The sequence below is a fragment of the Peribacillus saganii genome (assembly GCF_003429095.1).
GTDB lineage: Bacteria > Bacillota > Bacilli > Bacillales > DSM-1321 > Peribacillus > Peribacillus saganii.
This window is the reverse complement of record NZ_QVTE01000008.1, coordinates 228,899-240,961: the sequence shown is the minus strand read 5'-3', so window position 1 is coordinate 240,961 and position 12,063 is coordinate 228,899. Positions and strand designations below refer to the sequence as shown.

The window sequence follows — 12,063 nt, the reverse complement described above, 5'->3', positions numbered from 1 at the left end:
TATTCAAACAGTAAGTTATATCCAAAAACCAGTTCTGTTCCCAAAATGCCATCAGCATATGACAGCATATTACTTTGTCCTCCTTTTCCCCCTGACCTCCAGTTACAAACTTGCACTTCGAATGGTAAATTAATACAAATACCCTGAATAAAACAGGTTAATTTACCTATCTCAGTCAGGGTCCGGATGGAATCTATACCAGCTAATTTTCACACTTTAAATGCAAGGGCTGTTAATATTTAAACGAATAGTAAACGATAAACAGGATTACGACTAGCACAAAAATAAAAAACGTAAGAAAAACAGGATTCCTGATGTATGGATGCGATTGTACTTTTTCATCAATGCTGGAATCAAACTCGCCTTTAAGAACCCGCTGATTCCTCGCAATGCTGAATGTATAAGCAAGGGCAAACCCGACAATTACAGCAGAAATGACAATTAAAACGACAATAAACTGGCTCAATGGACGTACCCTCCAAGGCTCTTTTTCTTAGATTTACACAGAAGGGCCGTTTTATGTATTGATCTATAAAAGATCTTCGTTTTCATATAAATAAGAATACGACAAATCGATAAATAGATAATCTCCATTTAGAAGAGGATAAGAGAATGTACGTATCGTTTCTCCTGTCTCAATATCACTGTATAAATCAGATAATATCCCTTTTTTCTCGTTACGCATTTTTACGATTGTCTCTAAAAAATAAGGGCGCCAACTCCAATTTTTCCCAAGGTAATCCTGCTGAACGGACCATTTCCCATGCTTCTGAAAGATGTTGGGGGATTGCTGAAATCCGTCGCTGTCGCAAACATACAGCCGGAAACATTTATTTTTGAGCTCTTCGGCAAGAGCCTGCAGCAATTCAGAATACTTTTCAAACCGCTTATATTTTGCCAGCAATAGCGAAATACCGTTATTATATTGCATGGTTTTTTTGTATATCGCTTCCAGCTTCTTTTTTTCATACACAATAAAACCATGGCACTCATTTGCGAATTTTTCCCGAAGCAAATCCTTGTTAATGAATTCAGCACCTGGACTTGCCAAATAAAAGCCTTGATAATACCTGCCGCCATTTTTCCAGGCAAATTGCAGCTGATACACTGTTTCAATGTTCTCAAACAACAGATTCGCACCAATTTTCCTGGCCATCATCCCAAGTGAATAAAGAAACTCCCTGGATGAGCCTCCTGAATGCCGAAGCATGTCGAGATTAACTTTAAGAATTTGTGGCGATAACTGAGCAATGCGGTCTAAATGACTTTCCTGTCCTATATGGTCAATTGCGATCTTGATCCCATAGGTTTTATAGTACTCCAGCAAATGGAGCAGCGGATTTAGCTCTCCGTCATACCCAAACTCAGATAGCTCCAGGACAATCCGGTTTAACTGCTCCGTTTTTAACGAGCTTTTTAAGATATCTAAAAACTCTTCCCCATGATCAAGCATAAGCAGATTCGGATCTCGGTTAATGAACAGCAAAAAGTCATTTTCCTCTTGTATTGCCGTTTCCTCAAGCGCTCTTTTTAAAATAAGGTTATCAACCTCTACCCGGTATTCATCCGGAATGGTTTCATCCAGCAAAAATGGCCCCAGGCTGATACAACCCTCATCAGTCCTGTACCTTCCAAGTACTTCATATCCAATTACCCTATGCTCATCTGCACTGAATATTGGCTGAAAAAACGGAAATACCCGCTCAAGATCTGATAAAATTTCTAGTGCATCCATGGCGTTTCCCCCCGTTCAGTGTCATTATTTATTATATCATCGAAATGAGCTCTGCGAGTACGAAAAAAACGGTAAAACAATGTCCAACATTACTTGATCTGTTAGCTAAAGGAAACAGGAAAGGAACCGCAGCCATTCTCTGCCTTTTGATATCTATAATCTTTTCAGCTGCAGGCATTTACTTAAGGCTGGCTACAATATAGGATGGGTGTTTTTCAATTCGTAATTTCTCTAAAATAAAAAGGCCTGCAAAAAGCAGGACCTAAAACTACTTTAATATGGAAGTAAGGTAACGTTTAAAAAGGATGGGTGTTTAGCCACTGTCCTCCATCCATTGTAATGCATTCTCCATTGATATACCCGGCATGCTCAGAGAATAGGAAGTAAGCAAGTTCTGCTATTTCTTCTGGAGTCCCAAGCCTCCTGAGTGGCACGCTATTTAAAGTTCTCTTTGCTGCTTCTTCCGATTCCCATAGTTTGTCCGCTCCTCCTGTCCGTTCAATAGGACCGGGAGCAATGGCATTAACTCTGATACCATATTTGCTGCCCCATTCGACTGCGAGTGTCCTGGTCATTGACAGAACACCCGCCTTCGCGCTTGCCGAGTGAATCACACCTGCTCCCGCGTTCCACGCATATGTAGCAACCATATTGATTATACTTCCTTTGATGCCCTTTTCAATCCAGTATTTTCCGACCTCGCTGCTGCAATAAAATGTTCCATTTAATACGATATCAATAACCGATTTCCAGCCATTCGGGCTAAGCTTCTCTGCAGGGCAAATGAAGTTTCCCGCAGCATTATTGACAAGAAAATCGATTTTGCCAAACGCTTCATCAGCCGCCGCCACCATTGCCTTCACATGGTCAATTTCCCTGACATCCATTTGAAAAGGCAGGATCTGGCCTGAAAATGTTTCAATCTCTTCTTTTGCAGCTTGTAGTCTTTCAGGATCCCTTCCTGTAATTACTACATTTGCTCCTGCACTTGCGAATTTTCCCGCCATGAATTTCCCCATCCCGTTTGATCCGCCCGTTATTATTACAACTTGCCCTTTCATATGGCTTCCCCCTTAAAAAAGAATGAATGTTCATTCATATTTTAACATGAAATACTAAATTTTCTAACAATATTATTTTTCAAAAAAGAAGCTGCCGATCGGCAGCTTCTTACTAAGGTGTTCTTGTTAATAGCCTATTAAACATTAGAAATGATTTAATCATTGTCGCCTTCTTTTGAAGTCCCCTTCTTTTAACCATTAAATCATTTAAAGTAATGATGACCTCTCCCCCGTCTCCCGACTCTTCAAAACCATGTATATAGATTTTTACCAAGCCTAAATTAGAGGGTATAAAGATTAATTCCATTGCCTGAAACTCTCTCACAGCAATCCCTCTCTTTCCAGGTTATTTACTGAATATTTTAAATCACGGGATTTTAGAAACTAAAACGGGAAAAACATTGGTATAACCGCAATCATAATTGCTCCAATAAACAATTGCAGCCAAAATCCGGTTTTAACAAAATCTCTATACTTATATCCCCCCGCACTCATAACCAATGCGTTAGCGGGTGCAGCAACCGGTGTAGAAAATGCCATCGAAGAAGCGATAGCTACACAAATTAAAAATGGATACGGACTAAGATTCAGGCTGACAGCGGAAGTAATTGCAATCGGTGCGAACATGATGGCTACCGCGGCGTTGCTGATGAACTGGCTTAGAACCATCGTTAACAAATAGTATAAGGCCAGGATGAAATAAGGGTCATAGCCATCAAAAATTTGCAGAAACACATCGCTAATATACTTGGCTCCCCCAGTCGTTTCAATAGCGATTGCCATGGGCAGCATAGCGGCGACCAAGACGATGGATTCCCAATTGATCCTTTGATATGCCTCATCCATTGAGCGGAGGCAGCCTGTTATGATCATCAGCATTGCAGCAACCGAAACGGATATTACAGGTTCAATAAAATTAACTCCAAGAGAGACAAGCATTAGGACCATGATGGCTGCTGCATAGGGGGCCTTGTTATCTGTCGAAGCTTCATCAGCAGGCTTAGGGCTGCCAATGACCACCATATCCTGCCGATCAGCTGAAAGCCGCTCAATATTTTCCCATTGTCCATGGACAAGGAGAGAATCACCCGGCTTTAATGATTCTGTACCGACATCCGCCTGAATATATTCTCCCTTCCTGTTGATGGCCAAAACATTGCATTGGTACTTCTCACGGAAGTGAATATCTCTCAGTGACTGGTTTTCGTATTCCGAATTGGGAACGATCAGAATTTCCGTAAGACCAAATTTTCGGTTCAGGAAATGCTTGTTTATTTCATCCATGTTTAATGGCATTTTCTCCAATTCATAGTCCTTCACTAAGGACGTGATTGAGTCTTCTTCCCCAAAAACCAAAATTAGATCATTTGGGTGAAGAACTTCATCGGCCTTCGCCAAAATGGTTTTTTGCTGGGTATTGCGAATTCCTATTGCCTTGTCTTTTTCAGTACGTTTTATCGCAATCACAGTAATCTCATATTTGATCGGCAAACTTAGGTCAATAAGCCTTTCACCTACAATTTCCGAATGGGCAGGTATCTGCAGGTAGGAAAGTCTGTCATACATTTTATACATTCCTGCCAGTTCATTGGCTGAAAGTCCCTTCTCTTCCGTAAATTCATTTTCTGATGTATCTGGAAGCAGCTTGCGGCCAATCGTCATCATGAACAAAACTCCTGCTGCCAAAGCGATTAGACCGATTGGAGTAATTTCCAGCAAGGACAGGGACTGAAAGCCATTTTCGGAAAGGATGCTGCTGATTATTAAGTTAGGCGGCGTACCGATAATGGTAAGCACTCCTCCAAGACTGCTTGCATAAGCAAGCGGGATTAAAAATTTGGATGGAGAAATTTTAAGCTGAATAGCCATGCTTACAACAACAGGCAGAAGAATAGCTACAGCGCCTGTATTGCTCAGCAGCCCGCTCATCAAAGCTACAGTAAGCATAATGATGAACAACAGCCACGTTTCATTTTTTCCTCCAACCCGAATAAGCTGATTGCCGACCCTGCTTGCTAATCCAGTATTAAAGACTCCTGCTCCGACAATGTATAGCCCTGCAAGCATAATTACTACCGGGTTCGAAAAACCGGACAAAGCCTCTTCAGGAGTAATTATTTCCAGCAGGGTAAGTGCAAGCAAGGTCGTACCCGCGATTAAATCGTGCCTTATTTTTCCCTGTATAAATAAAGCTGTCATAACAGCTAATATGATAAATGTTAGTAATATAGGCTGCGTCATTCATTTACCTCCATAGAAAATCATTGGAACCGACTTGCAGCAGCTCTTGTAGCATGCGCTTATGCAGCCATGGCCCTAAAGCCTAAAACTATTTTCTCATAAAGGGATAGAAATGGCTATATAGCAAGTATTAGAAGTATATTCCTGCATCCCTTTAATAATATCCGCTTCTTTTTATCGGGATATTTTGATAGTATGATGAAGTACTATTATTCAAGATTATAATGTTAGGTTGATAATAAATGAAAAAAAATATATCAAGAAGGTCTTTCATTAAAAAAAGCCTGGGAACGCTGCTCACCTTTGCCGGCTTTGGCGTAGGCGGCCGGTATTATGCCAAACATATTGAACCCCATTGGTTTGAAACCACAGAATACACTATAACACACGATTTAATCCCTCAGGGCTTTAACAATTTCAAGTTTGTTCAATTCAGTGATACTCATCTTGGATTCCAGTTTCAGCTGGAGGAACTGAGGGTGATTATACAAAAAATAAATAAGCTCCAGCCCGATGCCGTGTTTTTCACTGGCGATCTCTTGGATGAACCCAATAAATACCCTCAACCCGAACGAATCATTAGGGTTCTCAATAAACTGAATGCACCCCATGGAAAGTTTTGCATCTTTGGAAATCATGACCATGGCGGCAACGGCTCCCGGTTATATGAAGACATTATGTCAAAGTCAGGCTTCAAAATCTTGCGCAACACAAATGCATCTATTTCCCTATTGAACGGTGACAGCCTCTTCATTGCTGGTATAGATGAACCAATGCTGGGAAATCCCGATATAAACGCTGCTCTCAATGGGCTTCCTGTTGACGGCTACAAGATTCTGCTATCTCACGCGCCAGATCTTGCTGATCAGATTATCGGTCAAAGCGTCCAGTTACAGTTGAGCGGCCACAGCCACGGGGGCCAGGTTCAGATTCCGTTTTTAGGCGCCCTAGTAAAACCTCCGTATAGCAGGAAGTACCATGAGGGCATGTACAATTTAGACTCTTTAAGATTATACGTAAATAGGGGACTAGGTACAACCCGTTTGCCATTCAGATTCTTATCCCGCCCTGAAATCACATTGTTTAAGCTAACATCTATGCAAAGTAAAAAGTAGAACTTAGCGTACGGATAAAAAAGTACTCATTCACCTGCTGCCTGCTGAATAAGTACCCTTGGACTTTATGGCCATTTCCGTGCACAGATTACCTTTCAATTAGTTAGCAAGCTATCAACCTTACTGTACTCATTATAAAAGATATTAGTCAAATAGACATCTGAAGAAATTAATTAAGCCAACAAATTTGACACAGAGACTCCATCAGGTAAATGGGTAATGTCAAAGTCCATTACAGGGGTTGTTTCCTCAATTGTAGCATTTGTGGATAGAACAAACCTGATTGCGCCCTGCATGCTTAGCTGAGTAAAGGGCATTGTCAGCCTGGACAATCAGCTCCTCTGGATCATAAACCGTTTCATTTAAAGTAGCCACACCGATGGAAATGGTGATTTGGATCTTTAACGTGAACTCATAATAAAAAACAGCTGCTTCAATGGATTTCCGAAGGGCTTCTGCCACTGATAGACCTTTTGCATGGGCGTATCCCGGAAGCAAAACGGCAAATTCTTCCCCGCCGTTTCGCGACAAGAAATCCTTGTTGCTTAATTGGGATGTTAAAACTTTTGCGGCCTCCTTTAACACAAAGTCACCTGTGATATGGCCGTAAGTATCATTGATTTTTTTAAAGTGGTCAATATCTATTAGCAGAAGGGATAGAGGTTCATTGCGCAGAAGCGCTTTGCGTACTAAGCTGTTAAGCCTTTTGTCAAATTGCCTTACGTTTTGAACACCTGTCAGAAAATCGGTTGTCGCTTCCTTATGATAACTCCTGAATAATTCAACATCCCTTTTTGATATTTTCTGGATGAAGTATGTTGGAATTCCACCTGCGGCAGCATATAAAAAAGCTTGGAAAGAAATTTGTTGCTCCGCTGCTATTGACGATAAACCCGTATGCATTGCTGTTCCTCCTAAAATAGCAAGCAGAAAATAAACCGGGTCTGACAGCTGGAATTGTATCAAAGCCAGCAAAAAGAGTACCAAAGCTGCCAAACTGATACTTTCACTTCCTGTAATTGCACCGTTTATGAAAAGCTGATAGACCCACATGATTAAACATGCAGCTCCAAGGCTGACAGCTCTTCCATTCCGCGCAGCAATTATTGCTGCTACATATCCTATGTTTATTGTTCCGCCCCCGGGCATCGAGATGGAGAATAGTAATAGTCCAGACCCAAGTAAACCATAGATGACCCCAATTTTTATGTGTTTAATTAATGAAACATGATGTTCATATCTCCCAGCCTTTTGAACAAGTCCTGCTGTAAGCATAAATGCAAAAATTAGCCCCAAACAGGCAATATAATCTTTTATCATATTTACAACTCCTAAACGGGCTGAAATATTCCTCTTTAACAATATATGCTAATTTCAGCATACCGATGATGGGAGCCTATGAACTAATTTATCGTTTTGCTTTCTTTGCGGGAAGATAATGATATAATATATAACTATATTGTTAGTAAAACCTGCAACAATCAACAGCTATTTAATTTTGAAAGGAGCTGCATTATGGACCAAACTAACAAGATAACCAATCCCCAGCAAGAGACAGCCGGCCTTCTTGAGCAGGCGATATTCGTAGTAAACAAGCATGCAAAAACCGCTCCATCGCCAAAATCTCTCTATGAGCTGAAACGCTTGTCACTCCAAAAGCTGGTCAAAGAAGGAAAAGCCAGCAAAGTAGGCCTTCACTTTTCTGACAATCCAAGGCTGGCCTGCCAGCAGTCCGACGTCATTATCAAATGTGGAGATTATATCTTTCACCTGCCGCCATCCAAGGAAGACCTTAAGACACTTCCTCATCTGGGCAATCGAGCTGTTTCCCTTCGCAACCCTAAAGCTTCGCTGTCACTTTCAAAAGCTAAGCAAATTCTCGAAGCGTATATTGGCAAAATGCCCGACCGTGCCCCTAAAAGCCCAAAATCTCAAAATCAGAGCCGACCAAACAAAAAGTCTATCGATAAATTCCACAATCCATTCCCTTCAACTTTTCTTGGAAAAGGATATAAATATTGATTTATCCTTTCAAGGACTTTTCTGTACTGCAAGGCCCCAATCCATGCAGGACTTCAGCTCTCTCATGAGGGCAAGTCATTTAATGACAATATTGTCTATCGGGAAACGCGGATTCTCCTTCCCAAACGGTCCGCTTTTATAATCAAAAGGATCTTGCCATACGGGATTGCCAGGCTTTTGTTTTTTTCCAAATGACTGTGTCCGCTGAATAATTATCAATAACATGGCTTTATACAGGTAATAGAGGATTTGTTCCCGTCAGCCATAAAACTTTTCTCAATATTATTGGATCGGGGAGATCAAATCGTTCAAGTACTGGTCAATGTAACAGGTAAACTGTTCACATCTAGTTATTGATCCACATATGACTCATATGAAAAAACAGTATGCACCTTGTCAAATGACAAAGCGCATACTGAATCTCCGCATATCTATTAAATAATTCTTTACTATTATTCCAAATGCAAGCGGATCAGGAAAAAATCCGCCTGGTTACCTCTGGCTTCAAAAAAACAAGTGAATACCTAGAGAATATGCTGATCAATCAGCCTGATCAGCTCCGCTATTTCTGGCTTGCTGACTTGTCCGTCCGCTCCAACCATTTTCCCTTTGTGGCGAAGGTCATCGGTTATCAATGAAGAAAAGATTATAACAGGAAGTTTACCAAATTTGTTATGATCTTTAATCCTTTTCGTTAAATGATGGCCATCCATTTGCGGCATTTCTATATCAGTAATGACCATTTGCACTTCGGAAGCTACATCCTTCCCTGATTCTGAAATTGTATCAAGATATGCAAGAGCATCCCGGCCATTCTCAAAGAATTCAAGATTTTGAAAGCCTGCTTCTGTCAGTGTATCATGCAGAAGTTTGCGCAATAGTGCTGAATCCTCGGCTACAATTATCCTTTTTTCCGACCGCTCACGTTTTCCAAGCTTTTGGACCTGCTGGACATTGATTCCTGACTCCGGATTAATTTCCACTACTATTTTCTCAAAATCCAAGAGAAGAATCATTTCCCCATTCAATTTGATAACACCGATTATCTGGCTTTCAGAACCCTGATACATGTCGGATGGCTTTTCAATTTGGGCCCAGGAAATCCTGTGAATTTGGGTAACGCTATGCACATGAAAGACAATTTTTTGTTTATTGAATTCCGCAACAATAAACTTATCCAGATGCGGAGTTTCTGAGGGCGGGAACCCCAGTGCGGCCGCCACATTAACAATGGGAAGTATCTCTCCCCTTAGTTCGATAATACCCTCTACATTTGAATGTGCCTGGGGAACAATTGTGATGGGAACTGGATTGATAATCTCTTTTACTTTAATAACATTTATTCCAAACTTATTGCTGCCAATTCCGAACTCGACAATCTCAAGCTCATTTGTGCCGCTTTCAAGTAGAATTCCTTTTTTATGATCCATTCGTAACGCGCCCTTCCTGATATTATTGCAATATAGTCTAAATATACCACGATTTTCTATTAGTTCGATCTTGTAATTCATAATATTTAGTGAAATCTTTTTCTATTAAAAAATTCAGTCTCCCCCGTATACTTACCTGGTACTACAGTCCATTTAAGCAATTACACAAAAAACTTGCCCAGATGGACAAGATTTTTATACAGCCAAGTATAATATTCTTTAATTAGAGTCTAATAGGCTTGATTTTACAACAACCGTTCCTGCGATCATATCATGCAGTGATTGCTTCCTTTCCGTAAAAGCAGCCATAATATAGCCGATATAGAAGATCCCGGATAAAAAGCTCATGGCGAGTATTCGGCCTAGAGCTCTCCAAAAAGAGATTCGATTCCCTTTCAGATCGGTTACCTTTAAACCGAGAAGTTTTTTCCCAACCGTAGCCTGCCATTTGGATGAATGAAGGATGGCAAAGTATAAAAAGCCAATTAATGCAGCAAATATAACAAAAACAAAATATCCACCAGCAAAAGCAAGCAGTTCAGCATCTGTCGGCTGATAATTCGGATCCATCGCAACTCCTTCAAAGATAAATAAAACAATCATGGATAAGATAAAAATAGGAACACCAAGAACGATTGCATCAATCAGGTTCGCTGCGAATCGAATCCAGAATCCGGCATATTCCTTTCTTTCATCTGGGCTATTTTCCCAACTTATTCCATTTTCCATAAAAGTTCTCCTCCTCGAGTATATTATTGAAAATTCCTTTTTTGATATTTTTGTGAACGTATTCACAATAAGCTGGACTTTATCTAATGTTACGAATACAATACAAATGAAATAAACTCCAATAAGACAAAGAGGTGCATGACTCATGAAAGGGACTGCCATTCTTTTCCTTGAGAATAATAATGTAACATTTTTAGAAGATGTTGACCCTTCGGTCTTTGAAGTAATCAAGGAACAAGGTGACTATGACCATTGCAATTGCAAGCTTGAAAACAAATTGATTGATTTTGGAAATGTCTCTCCAGTATTCTGGCAGGAAGAAGAAATCGACTGGGATTACGGATACTAATAAAATATAATACTGCATGCTTCTATATACCTGCATGGCCTGTCCTTATTTATGGGCAGGCTTTTTAAAGATTTGCCGTAAACATTGAACTGCCCTTACAGCCGATTATTGCCGTATAGTAGAATGACTGTCTACTGCCTGGGCACTTTAGTATTTCAACATGCCAGATTTACTTTACAAAATGAATGATTTACTATCCAAAATCCGAAATGTTCTTCTGCCGGCTAATTATAGAAATAAGAACTCAGTCTAATGCAGGCGTTCCAATAGGACCGGTTCATCTCTGCTTTTTGCCCCTATAATCTCCGATTACTCTTAAGACGCCTCCTCCGTTTTGCTTTTCTGCCGGCATGGAGCCATCCCTTTTTTAAGAAGAACAACAGCATTAGAGCCGCTATAACCGCCATGAATCCTAAAATAGCATAATAACCATGCTGCCATTCTAGCATAGGCATATACTCAAAATTCATACCGTATACCCCTACTATAAAGGTCAAAGGCATAAAAATGGTCGTGATGACAGTGAGTGTCATCATAATTGAATTCATTGTATTTGAATTCATAGACAAATAACTATCACGTATATCAGCTGAAAAATCCCGGTATAGCTCAAGCATTTCAACTAGCTTAAGCAGGTGATCGTAGACATCATGAAAGTATAGCTGCTGTTCCTTTAAGTAATTCAGCCGGTCTGAATGAATGATGCGGTATAAGAGATCTCTCATTGGCAGAATCGTCCTTCGGATACTTGATAAATCTGCCCTGACATCAAAAACTCTTTCCATCAATTCGCTGATACTTTCATTGTCTGCATTATCCTCCAAGGCGTTCAATTCTTCCTCAAGCTTATACACCGGTGGAAAAAAATCGTCCACTAGTTTATCAATAATTGCATGCATTAAGAAGAAAGGTCCTTTTTGGATATTTTCATCAGATTTTGTCCTTTCCCAAAGAAGGTCAAACTGCGGTATTTTCTCATTATGAAAAGTAACGAGGAAGTCATCGCCAATAAATAAATCTACTTCAGCAGGAATGAGATTCTCTGCGTTCAATTCATGTAAAACGATAAACTGATAATTATCATAGAAATCGAGCTTAGGACGCTGATTAAAGCTGTCAAGGCAATCCTCTATCGCAAGTGGATGAAAATGAAAATAATGGGATAGCAATTTCACCTCAGATTCATCTGCATGGCAAAAATCTGCCCAATACCATTTGGGCTCCATTGCCAAGATGTCCTCTAAAGCTATATCGTACAAAGTTTTATTATCTTTAGTAACAACACAAGTTCTTATCATAATCTTCAAATCTCCACTAATTAAGTCTAATGTTAGCTAACAAGCCTATGTATGGTAGCTTTCTCATATTTAATAAAATTTCT

General features: G+C 40.1%; 12 protein-coding genes. 3 read left to right on the top strand and 9 right to left on the bottom strand.

The window, feature by feature from the left end:
• Nucleotides 1–232: 232 nt before the first annotated feature.
• The 5 genes from D0469_RS03885 to D0469_RS03865 all read right to left on the bottom strand — a co-directional run bounded on the left by D0469_RS03885 (nucleotide 233) and on the right by D0469_RS03865 (nucleotide 5,037).
• Nucleotides 233–466 (bottom strand): hypothetical protein, encoded by a 234-nt coding sequence (locus tag D0469_RS03885; RefSeq protein ID WP_117325315.1) that lies wholly within the window; start codon nucleotides 464–466, stop codon nucleotides 233–235.
• Nucleotides 467–529: 63 nt separating this feature from the next.
• Complete coding sequence (locus D0469_RS03880) at nucleotides 530–1,735, bottom strand: EAL domain-containing protein (RefSeq protein ID WP_117325314.1); 1,206 nt, start codon at nucleotides 1,733–1,735, stop codon at nucleotides 530–532.
• 296 nt (nucleotides 1,736–2,031) lie between these two features.
• On the bottom strand, nucleotides 2,032–2,796 hold the full coding sequence (fadH, locus tag D0469_RS03875) for a 2,4-dienoyl-CoA reductase (RefSeq protein WP_117325313.1): 765 nt from the start codon (nucleotides 2,794–2,796) through the stop codon (nucleotides 2,032–2,034).
• Between the two features lie 112 nt (nucleotides 2,797–2,908).
• Complete coding sequence (locus D0469_RS03870) at nucleotides 2,909–3,121, bottom strand: hypothetical protein (RefSeq protein WP_117325312.1); 213 nt, start codon at nucleotides 3,119–3,121, stop codon at nucleotides 2,909–2,911.
• A 59-nt stretch (nucleotides 3,122–3,180) separates the two neighbouring features.
• Nucleotides 3,181–5,037, bottom strand: a complete 1,857-nt coding sequence (locus D0469_RS03865; protein ID WP_117325311.1) for an SLC13 family permease — start codon at nucleotides 5,035–5,037, stop codon at nucleotides 3,181–3,183.
• Between the two features lie 242 nt (nucleotides 5,038–5,279).
• Between D0469_RS03865 and D0469_RS03860 the strand changes: the two genes are divergently transcribed.
• Entirely contained in the window at nucleotides 5,280–6,152 is an 873-nt protein-coding gene (locus D0469_RS03860; protein ID WP_117325310.1) for a metallophosphoesterase, read from the top strand.
• Nucleotides 6,153–6,401: 249 nt separating this feature from the next.
• Here the strand turns inward: D0469_RS03860 and D0469_RS03855 are convergent, their stop codons facing one another.
• Nucleotides 6,402–7,472 (bottom strand): GGDEF domain-containing protein, encoded by a 1,071-nt coding sequence (locus D0469_RS03855; protein ID WP_117325309.1) that lies wholly within the window; start codon nucleotides 7,470–7,472, stop codon nucleotides 6,402–6,404.
• Between the two features lie 195 nt (nucleotides 7,473–7,667).
• Between D0469_RS03855 and D0469_RS03850 the strand changes: the two genes are divergently transcribed.
• Nucleotides 7,668–8,174: a YkyB family protein gene (locus D0469_RS03850; protein ID WP_117325308.1), complete on the top strand. Its 507-nt coding sequence runs from the start codon at nucleotides 7,668–7,670 to the stop codon at nucleotides 8,172–8,174.
• Between the two features lie 524 nt (nucleotides 8,175–8,698).
• Here the strand turns inward: D0469_RS03850 and D0469_RS03845 are convergent.
• Nucleotides 8,699–9,604 (bottom strand): chemotaxis protein, encoded by a 906-nt coding sequence (locus D0469_RS03845; protein ID WP_117325307.1) that lies wholly within the window; start codon nucleotides 9,602–9,604, stop codon nucleotides 8,699–8,701.
• 219 nt (nucleotides 9,605–9,823) lie between these two features.
• Nucleotides 9,824–10,333, bottom strand: coding sequence for an RDD family protein (locus tag D0469_RS03840; protein WP_117325306.1), 510 nt, complete (start codon nucleotides 10,331–10,333; stop codon nucleotides 9,824–9,826).
• A gap of 145 nt (nucleotides 10,334–10,478) precedes the next feature.
• Here D0469_RS03840 and D0469_RS03835 point away from each other — a divergent pair, with 145 nt between their 5' ends.
• Complete coding sequence (locus D0469_RS03835; RefSeq protein ID WP_117325305.1) at nucleotides 10,479–10,682, top strand: hypothetical protein; 204 nt, start codon at nucleotides 10,479–10,481, stop codon at nucleotides 10,680–10,682.
• A gap of 296 nt (nucleotides 10,683–10,978) precedes the next feature.
• Here D0469_RS03835 and corA read toward each other — a convergent pair whose 3' ends face one another.
• Nucleotides 10,979–11,980: a magnesium/cobalt transporter CorA gene (corA, locus tag D0469_RS03830; protein ID WP_117325304.1), complete on the bottom strand. Its 1,002-nt coding sequence runs from the start codon at nucleotides 11,978–11,980 to the stop codon at nucleotides 10,979–10,981.
• Nucleotides 11,981–12,063: the final 83 nt, after the last annotated feature.